Source organism: Spirillospora sp. NPDC000708 (assembly GCF_040299565.1).
Lineage (GTDB): Bacteria > Actinomycetota > Actinomycetes > Streptosporangiales > Streptosporangiaceae > Spirillospora.
On sequence record NZ_JBEPCJ010000032.1, the window covers coordinates 1 to 17,476 of the forward strand.

Consider the following 17,476-nt stretch of genomic DNA (forward strand, 5'->3'; position numbering starts at 1 on the left):
AATGCGGTGCGTTTCCACAGGTCGAGCCGGATGCCCTCCGGCCGCGACCTGTGATGTCAGTCGCAACGGGGGTTCCAGGGGGTCGCCCCCCTGGGATGACTAAGACTTGCGGAGCCAGTACGTCAGGCCGAGCTCGTCGTCGCGGCCGGCGGTGAGGCCCTCTGGACGGCCCTCGGTGACGGACGTGGCGAGCACCTCGGCGCCGACCTCCTCGCCGTGGGCGCGCAGCGCCTCGGCGAGGTCGTCGCCGGCGGCCTGCCACCACAGCTCGATCCGGTCGGTGACGTCCAGCCCGGCGGCCTTGCGGGCCTCCTGGACGAGCCGGACGGCCTCCCGGACGAGCCCGGCGCGGCGCAGCTCGGCGGTGACGGTGAGGTCGAGGGCGATGGTCTCGCCCGCGGCGCTCTCCACCGCCCAGCCGCTGCGCGGCCGCTCGGTGACGATCACGTCGCCGGGGGACAGGCTCACCGCGCCGACCCCCTCGGCGTCGACCTCGGCGGCGCCGGTGTCGCGCAGCGCGTGCACGAGCGCGGCGGGGTCGGCGGACGTGACGGCCTTGGCGACCTTCGGGGTGTCCTTGGCGTACCGCTTGCCGAGCTCCCGGAAGTTCGGCTTGACCTCGTACTCGACGAGGTCGCCGCCGATGGAGGACAGCTCCTCGAACGCCTGGACGTTCAGCTCCTCGGCGATCTGGGCGCGCAGCTGCTCGGGCAGCGCCGTCCAGCCGGCGGCGCCGACGAGCGCGCGGCCGAGCGGCTGGCGGGTGCGGACGCCGCTGGCGGCGCGCGCGGACCGGCCGAGCTCGACCAGCCGCCGGACGAGGGCCATCTGCGCGGTGAGGTCGGCGTCGAGGAGGTCCTCGTCCACCGCGGGCCAGTCGGCGAGGTGCACCGACTCGGGGCCGCCCTCGGGCCGGATGACGTCCCACACGTGGTCGGTGATGAACGGCACCATCGGCGCCATCAGCCGGGTGAGGGTCTCCAGGCACTCGTAGAGCGTCGCGAACGCCGCGGCGCCCTCGGCCGTCTCGGGGCCCTCCCAGAAGCGGCGGCGGGACCGCCGGACGTACCAGTTGGACAGGTCGTCGACGAACTCGGCGAGGCGGCGCCCGGCGCGGGCGGTGTCGAACTGCTCCAGCGACGCGTCCACCTCGCGGACGGTGCGGTGCAGCTCGGCGAGAGCCCAGCGGTCCAGCAGCGGGCGGTCGGCGGGCGCGGGCGCCTCACCGAGCCGGTCCGGCGTCCACGCCTTGCCCTGCGCCTGCGCCGCGTTCGCGTACAGGACGAAGAAGGACGCGGTGTTCCAGTAGGTCAGCAGGACCTTGCGGACGATCTCCTCCAGGGCGGCGTTGCCGACCCGGCGGGACGCCCAGGGCAGGCCGCTGGCGAGCATGAACCAGCGCAGCGCGTCGGCGCCGTGCTGGTCCATCAGCGGGATGGGGCGCAGCACGTTGCCGAGGTGCTTGCTCATCTTGCGGCCGTCCTCGGCGAGGATGAGGCCGAGGCACAGGACGTTCTCGTAGGACGACCTGTCGAACACCAGCGTCCCGACCGCCATGAGGGAGTAGAACCAGCCGCGGGTCTGGTCCTGCGCCTCGCAGATGTACTGGGCCGGGTAGGTGTTCTCGAAGACGTCGTTGTTGCGGTGCGGCGCGCCCCACTGGGCGAACGGCATGGAGCCCGAGTCGTACCAGGCGTCGATGACGTCGGGGACGCGGCGCGCCTCGGTGCCGCACTGCGGGCAGGGGAACGTGACGTCGTCGACGTACGGGCGGTGCGGGTCGAGGCCGGACATGTCGCTTCCGGCGAGTTCGCCCAGCTCCGTGAGGGAGCCGACGCAGGTGATGTGGTCCTCGTCGTCGCCGCACACCCACAGCGGCAGGGGAGTGCCCCAGTAGCGGCTGCGGGACAGCGACCAGTCGACGTTGTTGCGCAGCCACTCGCCGTACCGGCCGGTCTTGACGGTCTCGGGGAACCAGTTCGTCTTGTCGTTCTCCTCGAGAAGCCGGTCCTTGATCTGGGTGGTGCGGATGTACCAGGCGGGGAGCGCGTAGTACAGCAGGGGCGTGTGGCAGCGCCAGCAGTGCGGGTAGCTGTGCTCGAAGTGGCCGCCCCGGTACAGCAGCCCCCGCGCGCGCAGGTCGTCGGTGAGCGGCTCGTCGGCGTCCTTGAAGAACTTGTTCCCGACGAGGGGCACCTCGCGCAGGAACCGGCCGTCCGGCCCGATCGGGTTGACGATCGGCATGCCGTAGTTCTTGCAGACGGTCATGTCGTCCCCGCCGAACGCGGGCGCCTGGTGGACGAGCCCGGTGCCGTCCTCGACGGTCACGTAGTCGCCGAGCACGACGTAGTGCGCGTCCGGGATGTCGACGAGCTCGAACGGCCGCCGGTAGGTGGTGCGCTCCAGCTCGCGGCCCTGGTAGGTCGCGAGGCGCTCGGCGCCCTCGCCGAGGACCTGGTCGACGAGCGGCTCGGCCACCACGAGGATCTCGTCCGACCCGGCGGGGCGGGCGGCGACGTAGGTGACGTCTGGGTGGACGGCCACGGCGGTGTTGGACACCAGCGTCCACGGCGTCGTCGTCCAGATCAGCAGCGCCGCGCCCATCTCGGCGAGCGGGCCGGACGTGACCGGCATCCGCACGTACACCGACGGGCTCGACACCGTCTCGTACCCGCCGGGCTGGCCCAGCTCGTGGTCGGACAGGCCGGTGCCGCAGCGCGGGCAGTACGGGGTGATGCGGAAGTCGCGGAACAGCAGGCCCTTGTCGAAGACCTGCTTGAGGGACCACCAGACGGCCTCGACGTACTCGGGGTCCATCGTCCGGTACGCCTGGTCGGTGTTGACCCAGTAGCCCATGCGCTCGGTCATCTCTTCGAATGCGTCCACATGGCGCAGGACCGATTCGCGGCAGCGGTCGTTGAACTCCGCGACGCCGTACTCCTCGATGTCCTTCTTGCCGGTGAGGCCGAGCTCCTTCTCCACGGCCACCTCGACGGGCAGGCCGTGGCAGTCCCAGCCGGCCTTCCGGGGGACGTGGTAGCCCTTCATGGTCTTGAAGCGCGGGAAGATGTCCTTGAACACGCGTGCCTCGACGTGGTGGACGCCGGGCATGCCGTTCGCGGTGGGCGGGCCCTCGTAGAAGACCCAGGGGGTCCCGGACGCGGTGCGCTCCAGGGACCGCTCGAAGACCTTGCTCTCCCGCCAGCGGCGCAGCATGTCCCGCTCCATGGCGGGCAGATCGACCTGCGCGGGCAGCGGCCGGAAACTACGGCTCACTTGGGCGGACCTCCGGATCGGCGCGTAACTCGGCACGTGGACCGGAGGGACGAGACGCCTGCCCGGACCGGCCGAGCGGGGACCCGCGGTACCACCCTCCTTGACCGCGCGCCCGGTCGCCCGGACATGCGCGGCCCGCTTCGTTCGAGTCTCGGCTGCCGGGTCTACTGGGCCCGCGGACGGGACGTCCGGGGCGGTTCTTCCGGCGGCTCCGGGGTGATCAGGCCGCCGGGCTCGCCCCCGGGCTCGCACCGTCCCCGGGTCGCTCATGGCCGCGTTCGGCGGCAGGTGTCCCCATCAGCGCCTGCCACAAGACTGCTCGTCACGACTCTAACGCACGCGGCCACCGTCCTCTTCCCGTTATCGCTTTCCGAGGGGGCTCGCCGGGGACCGGCCCCGGCGATGAGGTTCCTTTGCGATCTCCTGCTATTCGCTGGAGTTTCCTTGTGAGCGGGCGCCGGGCATAAGCGGTCGGTAACCGACCCAGGGTGTTTACCCGGCCCGCGAAAGGGGACTTATGCTGCCCGCACTGCCTGTCGAGGCGATCAGCGCTGAGGAGGCCACCATGGCCGGCGCGGGAAAGGGCGCGGTGCCCTCTGGCGAGACGGCGCCGTCCGGCGAGACGGGGTCGTCCGCGAGGACGGCGCCGGCCGGCAAGAAGGGCCGGAGCACGCGGCAGGGCGCGGCGAAGGCGCCCGCGGCCAAGGGTTCGGCGGGCACGGCGCCCGCGACCAGGTCCGCCGGCGGGTCCCGGGCGGCCAAGCCCGCCGCCAAGCGCGGGAAGGCCGCGGCCGGGTCCGGCCGCGGCGGGTCCGGCGGGGGCGAGGCCGCCGCGAAGGCCGCGGACCTCCCCGTCCGCGCGGGCGAGGGGCACTGGACGGCCTCGGAGCTCGCCGAGGTGCGGGCCGGGCTGGAGGAGCAGATCGTCGCGCTGCGCGAGGAGATCGCGGCGTCCGCGGTGCAGATCGCCGAGGGCGACATCAGCGAGGGCGCCGGGGACGACCAGGCCGACGCGGGCGCCAAGACGTACGAGCGCGAGCACGAGCTGGCGCTCGCATACAATTCACGGGACCTCCTGGCCCAGATCGAGCGGGCCGTCCAGCGAATGGAAGCCGGCACGTACGGGATCTGCGAGTCGTGCGTCGAACCGATCGGCAAGGCGCGCCTCCAGGTCTTCCCGCGTGCGACCCTGTGTGTGACATGCAAACAACGCGAGGAACGTCGCTGAGCGACCAAACGAACCCTGACGGAGGGGCCGGGGAATCCACGGGATCTCCCCGGCCGCGCCGCGTCGGCGTGCTGATCGCCGTGGCCCTGGCCGCGCTCGCCGCCGACATCGTGTCCAAGACCATCGTGGTGGCCACGCTGCAGGACCGGGCGCCGGTCCGGTTGCTCGGCGGGCTGCTGACGCTGCGCGAGACCCGCAACAGCGGCGCCGCGTTCTCGATCGGCACCGGCTACACGATCGTCTTCACCGTGATCGCCTGCGGCGTGGTGGTGGCGATCCTGCGCACCGCCCGCAACCTGCGCAGCCTGCCCTGGGCGGTCTGCCTGGGGCTGCTGCTCGGCGGTGCGATCGGCAACCTGCTCGACCGGCTCTTCCGCGCCCCGGCGCCGCTGAAGGGCCACGTCGTCGACTGGATCGAGTTCCCGCACTACCCGGTGTTCAACCTGGCGGACTCGGCGATCGTGTGCGGCGGCGTGCTGGCCGTCGTGCTCGCGGCGCGCGGCCTCCAGATCGACGGGACGCGCCTGTCCGGCAAGGACGGCGACGAGGACGGGGACGGGGGACCGGACGGGGCCTCCGCCGAGCCGCCCGCCGCCGAGGAGCCGCCCGCGGCGAAGGACGCGAAGGCCCCCGGGGCCGCACCGCGCACCGGCGGCGAGGCGCGCACCGGCGGCGAGGCGCCCGCGCAGGACGGCACCGCCTCCCCGGCGGCCGGGGACGAGGACGTCCCGGCGCGCGAGGAGAAGCCCTGATGGGCGGTGAGGTGCGCAGCCTCCACGTGCCGGACGGGCTGGAGGGCGAGCGGGTCGACGCCGCGCTGGCCCGGCTGTTCGGGGTGTCGCGGGGCGGGGCCGCCGACATCATCGCCGCCGGCGACGTCCTGCTGGACGGCCGGGAGGTCGCGACCAAGTCCGAGCGGGTGCAGGCCGGCGCGTGGCTGGAGGTGACGCTGCCGCCGCCCCCGGCGCCGCCCGCGGCGGTCGCCGAGCCCGTGCCCGGCATGGGGATCCTGTACGAGGACGACGACATCGTCGTGGTGAACAAGCCGGTCGGGGTCGCCGCCCATCCGACGACCGGCTGGACGGGCCCGACCGTCCTCGGCGGGCTCCTCGGCGCCGGGCACACGATCGCGACCAGCGGCGCGTCCGAGCGGCAGGGGATCGTCCACCGGCTGGACGCCAACACCACGGGCGCGATGGTGGTGGCCAAGAGCGAGGTCGCCTACTCGCGGCTCAAGCGGGCGTTCAAGGAGCGCCGCATCGACAAGCGCTACCAGGCGCTCGTGCAGGGCCACCCGGACCCGTTCCGCGGGACGGTGGACGCGCCGATCGACCGGCACCCGTCGGGCGACGGCCGGTTCGCGGTCGTGGCGGGCGGCAAGCCGTCGGTGACGCACTACGACACCGTGGAGGCGTTCCGCGCCGCCACGCTGCTGGACATCGACCTGGAGACGGGCCGGACGCACCAGATCCGCGTGCACATGTCGGCGATCCGGCATCCCTGCGCGGGGGACATGGCCTACGGCGCCGACCCGACCCTCGCCGAGCGGCTCGGCCTGCGCCGGCAGTGGCTGCACGCCGTCCGGCTGGGCTTCGAGCATCCGACGCGGGGCGACTGGGTGCGGTTCGAGAGCCCGTACCCCGACGACCTGGCCCGCGCCTTGGAGATCGTCTCCAACGAGTCCTGACCGGCGGCCCGGGGCGCGCGCGCCTCGCGCGCCCTGGGCCGCGGGCTGTCAGCGTTCCGCGGTCAGCGCTCGGCGGCGGCCAGGCCGGCCTCGATGACCGCGCTCATGATCTTCGCGAGCCCGTCGCGGCCGAGGGAGGGCGCGTGCTCCGCCATCGCGTCGACGATCGCGCGCTCCCGGTCCGGGTCGCGGCCCGCGAACCCGCCGACGGGCTTGAGTCGCTGGACGAGGGCGGCGACGGCGGCGCGGCGCTCCAGCAGCACGGCCAGCGCCGCGTCCAGCCCGTCGATCGCCGCGCGCGCCGCGTCCACGGTCGCCAGCTCCTCGACGGACGGCAGCGGCACGCGCAGCAGCGGGGCGGCCGCCTCCGCGGGCGCGCCCGCGGGCCCGCAGGCCGGGCAGGACGGCCCGGGGACGTCGGGGGTGCCGCCGGTGGCGTCGATGACCTGGTCGTGCATCTCGGTCTCCCTTCTCGCGGCGGCCGCGCCGTGCGGGGGTCCGTGCCCGGGGCCGCGTCCAATGGAAAAGGCGGAGCCCGAGTGGGTCTCCGCCTTGGCCGGCTCCGGGGTCGTCGCTCAGGTCGTCGTGCCGACCGGCTCGCCCGGAGCCGGCCGCGTAAACCCGAAATGGCGACGTTCCACGCGCCGATGGTACGGCGGAGCGCCCGGCCCCAGTCAAATCCCGGACGTCCGTCTCGGGTCGTGAGACGGCCCGGACGGGGTGCGGCGGGCGCGGCCCCGAGTGCCGGATGTGACGCGGGAGACGGTGGGCGAGTCGGGGAGCGGACGGCCCCCGGACGGGGTTAGGCTCTCAGGACCGCGTCATCCCGGCGACCCCGCCGGGACGGCGTTCTTCCCCCGGGACCGATACCGCGACCACGTGCGGGCCACGCACGTGGGCGGTCGCATGCGAGCATCAGGAGGCGCAGCGGGCATGGCCGACTCTTTCGTTCACCTGCATGTTCATACCGAGTACTCCATGCTCGACGGAGCCGCCCGGTTGAAGCAGATGTTCGAGGAGGTCGGGCGGCAGAAGATGCCGGCGATCGCGATGACCGACCACGGCAACATGCACGGGGCCTACGACTTCCACAAGCAGGCCACCGCCGCCGGCGTCACCCCGATCATCGGCATCGAGGCGTACATGGCGCCCGAGTCCCGCTTCCACAAGAAGAAGGTCCAGTGGGGCGAGCCGAGCCAGAAGCGCGACGACGTCTCCGGCGGCGGCCTGATCAACCACATGACGCTGTGGGCGCGCAACAAGGCCGGCCTGCACAACCTGTTCAAGCTGTCGAGCCGCGCCTACACCGAGGGCTTCGTCTTCAAGTACGCGCGGATGGACGAGGAGCTGCTCGCCGAGCACGCCGAGGGCGTGATGGGCACGACCGGCTGCCCGTCCGGCAAGATCCAGACCCGGCTGCGGCTCGGCCAGTTCGACGAGGCGCTCAAGGCCGCCGCGACCTTCCAGGACATCCTCGGCAAGGACAACTACTTCCTCGAGCTGATGGACCACGGGCTCGACATCGAGCGCCGCGTCCGCGACGGCCTGATCGAGATCAGCAAGAAGCTGAACATCCCGCCGCTGGTGACCAACGACTCGCACTACACCCACGAGTCCGAGGCGACCGCGCACGACGCGCTGCTGTGCGTGCAGGTCGGCAAGCAGCTCGCCGACCCCGACCGGTTCCGGTTCGACGGGTCCGGCTACTACCTCAAGACCGCCGACGAGATGCGCGCGATCGACTCGTCCGACATCTGGGCCGAGGGCTGCCGCAACACGCTGCTGCTCGCCGAGAAGGTCGACCCCACGGGGATGTTCGAGCACCGCGACCTCAGCCCCCGCTTCCCCGTCCCCGAGGGCGAGACGGAGGAGAGCTGGTTCCGCAAGGAGGTCTGGAAGGGCCTGGAGCGGCGCTTCCCCGACGGCCTGCCCGAGGGGTACAAGGAGCAGGCCGAGTACGAGATGGGCGTCATCCTCGGCAAGGGGTACCCGTCCTACTTCCTCGTCGTCGCCGACTTCATCATGTGGGCCAAGGAGAACGGCATCCTGGTCGGGCCGGGACGAGGGTCCGCGGCGGGCTCGCTGATCGCGTACGCGATGGGCATCACCGACCTCGACCCGATCCCGCACGGGCTGATCTTCGAGCGGTTCCTGAACCCCGAGCGCGCGTCCATGCCCGACATCGACATCGACTTCCCTGAAGACCGGCGCGCCGAGGTCATCAAGTACACGACGGAGAAGTGGGGCGCCGACAAGGTCTCCTTCATCGCCACGTTCGGCACCATCAAGGCGAAGGCCGCCATCAAGGACGCCGGCCGCGTCCTCGGCTTCCCGTACGCGCTCGGCGACCGGATCTCCAAGGCGTTCCCGCCCGCCGTCATGGGCAAGGACATCCCGCTGTCGGGCATCTTCGACGAGAAGCACCCCCGCTACGGCGAGGCCGGCGAGCTGCGCAAGCTGTACGAGGAAGAGACCGACGTCAAGCAGATCATGGATCTGGCGCAGGGCCTGGAGGGGCTGATCCGGCAGACCGGCGTGCACGCCGCCGGGATCATCATGTCCGGTGAGACGATCACCGACCACGTGCCGATCATGCGCCGGGACGCCGACGGCGCGATCATCACGCAGTTCGACTACCCGACCTGCGAGACGCTCGGCCTGCTGAAGATGGACTTCCTGGGCCTGCGGAACCTGACGATCATCGACGACGCGCTCAAGGGGATCAAGAAGAACAAGGGCGTCGACGTCGACCTGCTCGCCCTCCCGCTGGACGACCAGCCGACCTACGACCTGCTCGCCCGCGGCGACACCCTCGGGGTGTTCCAGTTCGACGGCGGCCCGATGCGCTCGCTGCTGCGGCTGATGAAGCCGGACAACTTCGAGGACATCTCCGCCGTCGGCGCCCTGTACCGGCCGGGCCCGATGGGCGCGAACTCGCACACCAACTACGCGCTGCGCAAGAACGGCCAGCAGGAGATCACCCCGATCCACCCCGAGCTGGAGGAACCGCTCAAGGAGATCCTCGACACCACCTACGGCCTGATCGTCTACCAGGAGCAGGTCATGGCGATCGCGCAGAAGGTGGCGGGCTACACGCTCGGCAAAGCGGACCTGCTCCGCCGCGTCATGGGCAAGAAGAAGAAGGCCGAGCTGGACGCCCAGTACGTCGGGTTCGAGAAGGGCATGCTCGACAACGGCTTCTCGAAGGAGGCCGTCAAGACGCTGTGGGACATCCTGGTCCCGTTCTCCGACTACGCGTTCAACAAGGCGCACTCCGCCGCGTACGGCCTGGTCTCCTACTGGACCGCCTACCTCAAGGCGAACTACCCGGCCGAGTACATGGCGGGGCTGCTGACGTCCGTCGGCGACGACAAGGACAAGAGCGCCCTCTACCTGTCGGAGTGCCGCCGGATGGGGCTGAAGGTCCTGCCGCCGGACGTCAACACCTCCGAGGCCGACTTCACCCCGCTGGGCGACACCGAGATCCGCTTCGGGCTGTCGGCGGTCCGCAACGTCGGCCACAACGTGGTGGACGGGATCGTCGCGGCCCGCAGGGAGAAGGGCGCCTACACCGACTTCAACGACTTCCTCAACAAGGTCCCGTCGCAGGTCTGCAACAAGCGGGTCGTGGAGTCGCTGATCAAGGCGGGCGCGTTCGACGAGCTCGGGCACCAGCGCAAGGCGCTGCTGATGGTGCACGAGCAGGCGATCGACTCGGTCATCGACATCAAGCGCAAGGAGGCCGTCGGGCAGGACTCGCTGTTCGGCGCGCTGGAGGAGGAGGGCGGCGAGGACGCGTTCGCCGTCGCGATCCCCGAGGGCGAGGAGTGGGACAAGACCACCCTGCTGGCCTTCGAGCGGGAGATGCTCGGCCTGTACGTCTCCGACCACCCGCTGCTCGGCGTCGAGCACATCCTGGAGCGGGAGGCCGACTGCACGATCGCGGTGCTGAACGGGGGCGAGCGGCCGGACGGGCAGATCGTCGTCGTCGCGGGGCTGCTGTCGGGCCTGCAGCGCAAGGTCACCAAGCAGGGCAACTCGTGGGCGATGTTCCAGCTGGAGGACCTCGGCGGCTCCATCGAGGTGCTGTGCTTCCCGTCGTCGTACCAGCTGTGCTCCACGCTGCTCGCCGAGGACGCGATCCTGATCGTCAAGGGCAAGCTGGACCGCCGCGAGGACGTCGCGAAGATCATCGCGATGGAGGTCACCCAGCCGGACCTGACCATCACCGAGGGCACCGGCCCGCTGGCGGTGACGCTGCCGCTCGGCCGCTGCACGCCGCCGACGGTGTCGCGGCTGAAGGAGGTGCTGATCACCCATCCGGGCACGTCGGAGGTGCACCTGCACCTGCAGAACGGGCCGCGCACCACGGTCGTCCGGCTGGACGACCGGCTGCGCGTCGCCCCGTCCCCGGCGCTGATGGGGGATCTGAAGCAGCTCCTCGGCCCGTCCTGCCTGGGCTAGCCGCGTCCCGCCCCCTCCCGGCACCGGGAGGGGGCACCGGTGATGGTGTCCGGTAGCGGTCGGTGCGGACCCCGCGCCGCCGTGCGATCAGCCGGGGAACGACCGGGAGCGGTCGCCGGTCAGCCGCGGACCGCGGCGGGCGCCGCGTGCGCGAGGTCGGCCTGCCAGTCGACGAAGCGGCCGAGGCCGTCGAACAGCGCGCGGGCTCCACCTCCGCCGGGCAGCCGCATCTCGGTCAGCTCGTCGCTCTGCCGGTAGGCGATCCGGTGGTGCGACAGCAGCCCCGCGAGGGTGAGCCGCGGCTCGTGCGGGAACAGGCTCGTCGCCCCGGCCAGCAGCCGCGGGACCGGGATCGGGTCCCAGCCGGCCGCCGGCACCTGCGGGTCGTCGACGTGCAGGTAGGCCGAGCCGCCGTCGTAGCCCGCGCCGATGTAGCCGGCGCCGCGCAGCACCCCGCCCGCCGCCATCGCGATCAGCTCGCCGCCGTGCCCGGCGGGCCCGTCGTACCAGGACAGGTCGACCTCGGGCGTGGTGAACTCGGTGATGCCGAGCCGCTCGCCGAGCGCGCGGATCACCAGCGTCGGGACGACCGCGGGATGGGCGTCGCCGAACTGCGGGTTCGCCCACCCCCACAGCCAGGTGCGCTCGCGCGCGGCGTAGGAGCCGAGCAGCGAGACGCGGACGGTCACGCCGCCGCTGGTATAGGTGCGGGCGGTGAGGTCGGCGCTCCAGTCCTCGCGCGGGAGGAACTCGGCGAGCGTCTCCTGCTGCTGCAGGACGACGGCCGCCAGGGCGGCGCCGAGGCGTTCGAACGCGGGACTGAATCCGGACATGTCGGGCACATTATCCCAGTAACCGGGGCGGTCGCGGGCGTGAATCGAGACGGGAATGGGACACCATTCGATTGTCGATCGGCTGACCTGGGCAGGCTAGGCTTTCGCTGTCAGAGGACACTTCCATCGAGGAGCGTACGCAGTGCGGCGACCGACCGGCAGGCAGTTGACGACCTGGCTGGTCACCACCGCCATCGTGACGCCGCTCGGGCCGCTCGCGGGGCTGCTGTGGGCGAACACCATCCCCAAGGTCACATATGTGATCATCCAAGGTGAGCCGCTGATCGCCGATCCGGAAGGCGAGGGCCCGGTCGGGATCGACGGCAGGTTCGCACTGATCGGCCTGGCGGCGGGCCTGCTCTGCGGCGTCGCCGCCTACGCCGCGCGCGGCCGCCGCAACGACATCGCGCTGATCCTCGGCATCGCCGCCGGCGGCGCGGCCGCGTCGCTGCTCGCCTGGAAGACCGGGCACCTGATCGGGCTCGGCCACTACGACGACGTCGTCCGGCACGCCCGCGACGGCGCCACCGTCACCGGCGTCGCCGACCTGCGCGCCAAGGGCGTGCTGGTGTTCTGGCCGGTCGCGGCGGTCGCCGCGTACGGGCTGCTGGAGGTGCTCGTCCGCCGGCTACCCCCGGGCGATCGCGGCGACGGTGGCGCCGGTGAGGGCGACGAGGTCGGCGGGGACGACCTCGATCTGGAGTCCGCGCCGACCGGCCGAGACGTAGACGGTCGCGAGGGCTGACACCGACGCGTCGATCACCGTCGGCAGCCGGCGCCGCTGGCCCAGCGGGCTGATCCCGCCGACCACGTAGCCGGTGGCGCGCTCGGCGTCGCGCGGGTGCGCCATCGCCGCCTTCTTCCCGCCCGCCGCCGCGGCCAGCGCCTTCAGGTCCAGCGACCCCGACACCGGGACGACACCGACGGTCAGCCGCCCGTCCACCTCCGCCACCAGCGTCTTGAAGATCCGGTCGTGCGGGACGCCGAGCGCGTCGGCCGCCGCCGCGCCGTAGGACTCGGCGTCCGGAGCCGGCTCGTAGGCGTGCACGGTGAACTCGATCCCGGCCTTGGCGGCGGCGACCGTCGCGGGCGTGCCCTGGCCGCCCGCCTTCCCGCCCCCTGCCCCTGCCCGCTTGCTCATGGGGGACAGTCTGCCGTGATCTCCGGCCCCGCGCGCGACCGGCTCGGTGCCCCGCCGAGGGGACGGCCCCCGGGCTCCCCGGTCAGTTCAGGGTGAACGAGCCGTCGAGGAACTGCCCGGCCGGGATCATCGGCAGGGAGTCCAGGATCCGGTTCTCCCGGACCAGCAGCTCGCGCTCGGCGGCGAGCCGCAGCGCCGCGTCCTCGCATTCCAGCAGCCGCTGCTTCTCGTGCCCGTCGAGCACGACCGACGCCGCGATCAGGTACGACAGGGCGACCGGGTCGTCCGGCAGGGCCGGGTCGTCGACCGGACCGGCGCCGGCGGCCGACAGCCGCTCCCGGTAGAGCCGGAACAGCCGCCGCACGCGCCGGGCGGCGGGCCCGGGGTCGGCGCCGGGCTCCTCCGGGAGGAACTCCACCTCGCCCTGCAGGTAGGGGCGGGACCGGTCCAGCTCCTTGACGCGGAAGCGGCGCGTCCCGGTGGTGACGATGTCGTAGCGGCCGTCCGGGTGGCGCCGGGCCTCGCGCAGCTCGGCCAGGCAGCCGACCCCGGACAGGCGGTGCGCCGCGTCCTCGCCGACCTCGTGGCCGAGCTCGATGCCGACCACGCCGAAGCCGCGCGGCTCGGGCCGTTCGAGCAGGTCGCCGATGAGGAGCCGGTACCGCTCCTCGAACAGGTGCAGCGGGAGCACCAGGCCGGGGAACAGCACGGTGCCCAGCGGGAACAGCGGGAGCCGCTCGGTCATGTCGCCTCTTTCCCGCGCCTTCCCGCGCCGGCCGGGGACGCCCTCGACGCCAGCGTACGCCGGTGTCGATGATCTTGGTAAGGGGTGATTTTTCACAGTGTGAAGCGTGTGTCACGCTCTCGTCCAGTCCGGGGCGGCCGGGCCACTTCCGTCCGATTGGCCGTGCCGCCGCGGCGGGCGCCGCGGGTAGCGTCGGCGGCATGAGGATCCTCGTCGTGGACGCCTTCACCGACCGCCCGTTCGCCGGGAACCCCGCCGGGGTCTGCCTGCTGGACGCGCCCGCCGACGCCGCGTGGATGCAGCGGGTCGCGGCCGAGATGAGGCACTCCGAGACCGCGTTCGTCCGCCCCGTCGACGAGCCCGGCGCGGACTTCGAGCTGCGCTGGTTCACGCCGCTGGTCGAGGTGGCGCTCTGCGGGCACGCCACCATGGGCGCCGCGCACGCCCTCTACGACACCGGGACGGTCCCGGCCGACCGCTCCATCCGGTTCCGGACGCTGAAGAGCGGCGTCCTCACCGTCACCCGGGACGCGGACGGCGGGCTGGCGATGGACTTCCCGTCCTGCCCGCCCGAGCCCGTCGTGCCCCCTGCGGGGCTGGCCGAGGCGCTCGGCACCGAGGTCGGCTGGACGGGCCGCAACGTCCAGGACGACCTCCTCGTCGAGCTCGCGGACGAGAAGGAGGTGCGCGGGCTCGCCCCCGACATGGCGGCGCTCGGGCGGATCGACGGGCGCGGCGTGATCGTCACCGCCCGCGCCGACGGCGGGGCCGGCGGGCACGACTTCGTGTCCCGGTTCTTCGCCGCCCGGGTCCTGCTCGGCGACGGCGAGGACCCGGTGACCGGGTCGGCGCACTGCGCGCTCGCCCCGTTCTGGGCCGAGCGGCTCGGCCGGGACGCGCTGACCGGCTACCAGGCGTCCGAGCGCGGCGGCCTCGTCCGCACCGCGCTGCGCGGCGACCGCGTGATCGTGTCCGGTGCGGCCGTCACCGTGCTGGACGGGACGCTGCGGGTGTGACCCGCGGCACGTCCCCGGGCACCGGCGACACGGGCGTCTCGGCACGTGAGACGGTGCACGGGGGACCGGGGCCACTCCGTAGACTGGGCGCGTGATTTCCCGTATCGACCTGCGCGGCTCGCTCCCCGGCGACCCGCGCTCCGTGCTGCCCCGCGCCGAACTCGACGTCGAGGCCGCCCTGGACAAGGTGCGGCCGATCTGCGAGGACGTGCGCCATAGGGGCTCGCAGGCGGTGCGGGAGCACACCAAGGCGCTCGACGGGGTCGAGCTGGAGAGCACCCGGGTCCCGGTCAAGGCCGTCCACCAGGCCCTCGCGGGGCTCGACGCCGCCGTCCGCGAGGCGCTGGAGGAGAGCATCCGCCGCGCCCGCGCGGTGCACCGCGACCAGCGCCGCACCGACACGACCACGCGGGTCGTGCCCGGCGGCACCGTCACCGAGCGGTGGATCCCGGTCGGCCGCGTCGGCCTGTACGTGCCGGGCGGCCGCGCCGTGTACCCGTCCAGCGTGGTGATGAACGTCGTCCCGGCGCAGGAGGCCGGCGTCGGCTCCCTCGCCGTGACCTCGCCCGCGCAGAAGGAGTTCGGCGGCCTGCCGCACCCGACGATCCTGGCGGCGTGCGCGCTGCTCGGCGTCGAGGAGGTGTACGCCGTCGGCGGCGCCCAGGCGATCGCCATGTTCGCCTACGGCACCGACGAGTGCCGCCGCGCCGACCTGGTCACCGGGCCCGGCAACGTCTACGTCGCCGCCGCGAAGCGGCTGCTCAAGGGCGTGATCGGCATCGACGCCGAGGCGGGCCCGACCGAGATCGCGATCCTCGCCGACGACACCGCCGACCCGGTGGACGTCGCCGCCGACCTGATCAGCCAGGCCGAGCACGACGTGCTCGCCGCCGCCGTGCTGGTCACCGACTCGGTGCGGCTCGCCGACGAGGTCGAGCGCGAGCTGAAGGCGCAGGTCGCGCGGACCAAGCACACCGAGCGGATCACCGAGGCGCTCGCCGGGCGGCAGTCCGGCATCGTGCTGGTGGACGGGATCGACGACGGCCTCAAGGTCGTCGACGCCTACGCCGCCGAGCACCTGGAGATCCACACCGCCGACGCGCCCGCCGTCGCCGCCCGCGTCCGCAACGCCGGCGCGATCTTCGTCGGCCGGTACGCGCCGGTGTCGCTCGGCGACTACCTCGCCGGGTCCAACCACGTGCTGCCGACCGGCGGATGCGCGTGCCACTCGTCCGGGCTGTCGGTGCAGACGTTCCTGCGCGGCGTCCATGTCGTGGAGTACGACCGCGACGCCCTCGCCCAGGCCACCGGGCGCGTCGTCGCGCTCGCCGAGGCCGAGGACCTGCCCGCGCACGGCGCGGCGCTCAAGGCACGCTTCGACTGGGAGATCCCTTCGTGACCTCACTGAACGACCTGCCGCTGCGGGACGACCTGCGCGGCCGGGAGCCCTATGGCGCGCCGCAGCTCGACGTCCCGTACGCGCTGAACACCAACGAGAACCCCTACCCCCCGTCCGAGCGGCTGGTGAAGGCGCTCGGCGAGGCCGTCATGGACGTCGCCGGGTCGCTGAACCGCTACCCCGACCGCGACGCCGTCGCACTCCGCACCGACCTCGCCGCCTTCCTCAACAGCGACACGCCCGGCATCGGCCTCACCGCCGGCCGGGTGTGGGCGGCGAACGGCTCCAACGAGATCATCCAGCAGATCCTGCAGGCGTTCGGCGGGCCGGGCCGCAGCGCGCTCGGCTTCGAGCCGTCCTACTCGATGCACCCGATCATCACCGGTGTGTCGGGGACCCGCTGGATCGACGCGTTCCGCGACGAGGACTTCGGCCTGGAGCCGGCCCGCGCGCTCGCGGCCGTGCAGGAGCACCGGCCCGACATCGTGTTCCTCACCTCGCCGAACAACCCGACCGGCACCGCGCTGCCGCTGGAGGCCATCGAGGCCGTCCTGGACGCCGCGCCCGGCATGGTCGTCGTCGACGAGGCCTACGGCGAGTTCCGCCGGGCGGGTACGCCGTCGGCGCTGACGCTGCTGGACGGCCACCCCCGGCTGATCGTCACCCGGACGATGTCCAAGGCGTTCGCGATGGCGGGCACCCGGCTCGGCTACCTGGCCGCCGACCCCGCCGTGATCGACGCGCTGCTGCTGGTCCGGCTGCCCTACCACCTGTCGGCCGTCACCCAGGCGGTGGCGCGCACCGCCCTCGCGCACGGCGAGGAGCTGCTCGGCACCGTCGAGGCGCTGCGCCGCGAGCGCGACGGCCTGGTGGCGTGGCTGCGCGCCGAGGGGTTCCGGGTGGCCGACTCCGACGCCAACTTCGTGCTGTTCGGGACGTTCCCGGACCGCCGGAGGGTCTGGGAGGGGCTGCTGGAGCGCGGGGTGCTGATCCGCGAGGTCGGCCCGCCCGAGTGGCTGCGGGTGAGCGTCGGCACCCCCGAGGAGACGGCCGCGTTCCGCGCCGCCCTCAAGGACGTACTGGAGGAGAGCTCGTGACGCGCAAGGGACGAGTCGAGCGCGGGACCAAGGAGACGCAGGTCCTCGTCGAGATCGACCTGGACGGGACCGGCCAGGTCGACGTGGCGACGGGCGTGGGGTTCTTCGACCACATGCTGGCGCAGCTCGGCAAGCACGGGTCGTTCGACCTGACCGTCAAGACGGCCGGCGACCTGCACATCGACAGCCACCACACGATCGAGGACACCGCGATCGCGCTCGGCCAGGCGTTCCGCGAGGCGCTCGGCGACAAGGCCGGCATCCGCCGCTTCGCCGACGCCTCCATCCCGCTGGACGAGGCGCTCGCCCAGGTCACCGTGGACGTGTCGGGCCGCCCCTACCTGGTGCACGTGGAGCCGGAGGGCATGGCCCCGATGATCGGCCCCGAGTACGACACCACGATGACCCGGCACGTCTTCGAGTCGTTCGTGTCGAACGCCCAGGTGGCGCTGCACGTCCACGTGCCGTACGGGCGCAACGCCCACCACATCGTCGAGGCGCAGTTCAAGGCGCTGGCGCGCGCGCTGCGCGACGCGGTCGCGTTCGACCCGAAGGTGCACGGCATCCCGTCCACCAAGGGAGCCCTGTAG

The 17,476-nt window shown here is 72.8% G+C and carries 14 protein-coding genes; 9 read left to right on the top strand and 5 right to left on the bottom strand.

Annotation, left to right across the window (positions count from 1 at the left end; genetic code table 11):
- Window positions 1-99: 99 nt before the first annotated feature.
- Window positions 100-3,276: an isoleucine--tRNA ligase gene (gene ileS / locus ABT299_RS22875; RefSeq protein WP_500251938.1), complete on the bottom strand. Its 3,177-nt coding sequence runs from the start codon at window positions 3,274-3,276 to the stop codon at window positions 100-102.
- An 898-nt stretch (window positions 3,277-4,174) separates the two neighbouring features.
- On the opposite strand from ileS, the gene ABT299_RS22880 reads away from it, so the two are divergent.
- The 3 genes from ABT299_RS22880 to ABT299_RS22890 all read left to right on the top strand — a co-directional run bounded on the left by ABT299_RS22880 (window position 4,175) and on the right by ABT299_RS22890 (window position 6,191).
- Entirely contained in the window at window positions 4,175-4,504 is a 330-nt protein-coding gene (locus tag ABT299_RS22880) for a TraR/DksA family transcriptional regulator (protein WP_347256925.1), read from the top strand.
- A gap of 68 nt (window positions 4,505-4,572) precedes the next feature.
- A complete protein-coding gene (gene lspA, locus ABT299_RS22885; RefSeq protein ID WP_500251939.1) occupies window positions 4,573-5,256 on the top strand; it encodes a signal peptidase II in 684 nt (227 codons plus the stop codon).
- Window positions 5,256-6,191, top strand: a complete 936-nt coding sequence (locus tag ABT299_RS22890; RefSeq protein ID WP_500251940.1) for an RluA family pseudouridine synthase — start codon at window positions 5,256-5,258, stop codon at window positions 6,189-6,191. Before lspA ends, ABT299_RS22890 begins: the two co-directional genes overlap by 1 nt.
- A 62-nt stretch (window positions 6,192-6,253) precedes the next feature.
- Here ABT299_RS22890 and ABT299_RS22895 read toward each other — a convergent pair whose 3' ends face one another.
- Window positions 6,254-6,649 (bottom strand): chorismate mutase, encoded by a 396-nt coding sequence (locus tag ABT299_RS22895; protein ID WP_500251941.1) that lies wholly within the window; start codon window positions 6,647-6,649, stop codon window positions 6,254-6,256.
- A gap of 475 nt (window positions 6,650-7,124) precedes the next feature.
- Here ABT299_RS22895 and dnaE point away from each other — a divergent pair, with 475 nt between their 5' ends.
- Window positions 7,125-10,655 (top strand): DNA polymerase III subunit alpha, encoded by a 3,531-nt coding sequence (gene dnaE, locus ABT299_RS22900; protein ID WP_500251942.1) that lies wholly within the window; start codon window positions 7,125-7,127, stop codon window positions 10,653-10,655.
- Between the two features lie 119 nt (window positions 10,656-10,774).
- On the opposite strand, the gene ABT299_RS22905 is transcribed toward dnaE, so the two are convergent.
- A complete protein-coding gene (locus ABT299_RS22905) occupies window positions 10,775-11,488 on the bottom strand; it encodes a DUF6882 domain-containing protein (RefSeq protein ID WP_190862299.1) in 714 nt (237 codons plus the stop codon).
- Window positions 11,489-11,630: 142 nt separating this feature from the next.
- Between ABT299_RS22905 and ABT299_RS22910 the strand changes: the two genes are divergently transcribed.
- Window positions 11,631-12,233, top strand: coding sequence for a hypothetical protein (locus ABT299_RS22910; RefSeq protein WP_433138118.1), 603 nt, complete (start codon window positions 11,631-11,633; stop codon window positions 12,231-12,233).
- Here the strand turns inward: ABT299_RS22910 and ybaK are convergent.
- The gene (gene ybaK / locus ABT299_RS22915; protein ID WP_190862302.1) at window positions 12,117-12,629 is read right to left on the bottom strand and encodes a Cys-tRNA(Pro) deacylase; all 513 of its coding nucleotides are present in this window, start codon (window positions 12,627-12,629) and stop codon (window positions 12,117-12,119) included. The two genes, ABT299_RS22910 and ybaK, sit on opposite strands and share 117 nt — an antisense overlap.
- A gap of 82 nt (window positions 12,630-12,711) precedes the next feature.
- Entirely contained in the window at window positions 12,712-13,374 is a 663-nt protein-coding gene (locus tag ABT299_RS22920) for an LON peptidase substrate-binding domain-containing protein (protein ID WP_190862304.1), read from the bottom strand.
- 200 nt (window positions 13,375-13,574) lie between these two features.
- On the opposite strand from ABT299_RS22920, the gene ABT299_RS22925 reads away from it, so the two are divergent.
- The 4 genes from ABT299_RS22925 to hisB all read left to right on the top strand — a co-directional run bounded on the left by ABT299_RS22925 (window position 13,575) and on the right by hisB (window position 17,476).
- Window positions 13,575-14,390: a PhzF family phenazine biosynthesis protein gene (locus tag ABT299_RS22925; protein WP_387030113.1), complete on the top strand. Its 816-nt coding sequence runs from the start codon at window positions 13,575-13,577 to the stop codon at window positions 14,388-14,390.
- A 91-nt stretch (window positions 14,391-14,481) separates the two neighbouring features.
- The gene (gene hisD, locus ABT299_RS22930) at window positions 14,482-15,789 is read left to right on the top strand and encodes a histidinol dehydrogenase (protein ID WP_433138111.1); all 1,308 of its coding nucleotides are present in this window, start codon (window positions 14,482-14,484) and stop codon (window positions 15,787-15,789) included.
- Window positions 15,786-16,886 (top strand): histidinol-phosphate transaminase, encoded by a 1,101-nt coding sequence (locus ABT299_RS22935; protein WP_500251943.1) that lies wholly within the window; start codon window positions 15,786-15,788, stop codon window positions 16,884-16,886. Before hisD ends, ABT299_RS22935 begins: the two co-directional genes overlap by 4 nt.
- Window positions 16,883-17,476: an imidazoleglycerol-phosphate dehydratase HisB gene (gene hisB / locus ABT299_RS22940; RefSeq protein ID WP_190862312.1), complete on the top strand. Its 594-nt coding sequence runs from the start codon at window positions 16,883-16,885 to the stop codon at window positions 17,474-17,476. The genes ABT299_RS22935 and hisB overlap by 4 nt, the downstream gene beginning before the upstream one ends.

What these genes read in the sequence shown, in the direction of transcription:
- ABT299_RS22890 (WP_500251940.1), top strand. Translation starts at nt 5,256, where the DNA reads ATGGGCGGTGAGGTGCGCAGCCTCCACGTGCCGGACGGGCTGGAGGGC.
- ABT299_RS22895 (WP_500251941.1), bottom strand. Translation starts at nt 6,649, where the DNA reads ATGCACGACCAGGTCATCGACGCCACCGGCGGCACCCCCGACGTCCCC.
- dnaE (WP_500251942.1), top strand. Translation starts at nt 7,125, where the DNA reads ATGGCCGACTCTTTCGTTCACCTGCATGTTCATACCGAGTACTCCATG.
- ABT299_RS22905 (WP_190862299.1), bottom strand. Translation starts at nt 11,488, where the DNA reads ATGTCCGGATTCAGTCCCGCGTTCGAACGCCTCGGCGCCGCCCTGGCG.
- ybaK (WP_190862302.1), bottom strand. Translation starts at nt 12,629, where the DNA reads ATGAGCAAGCGGGCAGGGGCAGGGGGCGGGAAGGCGGGCGGCCAGGGC.
- ABT299_RS22920 (WP_190862304.1), bottom strand. Translation starts at nt 13,374, where the DNA reads ATGACCGAGCGGCTCCCGCTGTTCCCGCTGGGCACCGTGCTGTTCCCC.
- ABT299_RS22925 (WP_387030113.1), top strand. Translation starts at nt 13,575, where the DNA reads ATGAGGATCCTCGTCGTGGACGCCTTCACCGACCGCCCGTTCGCCGGG.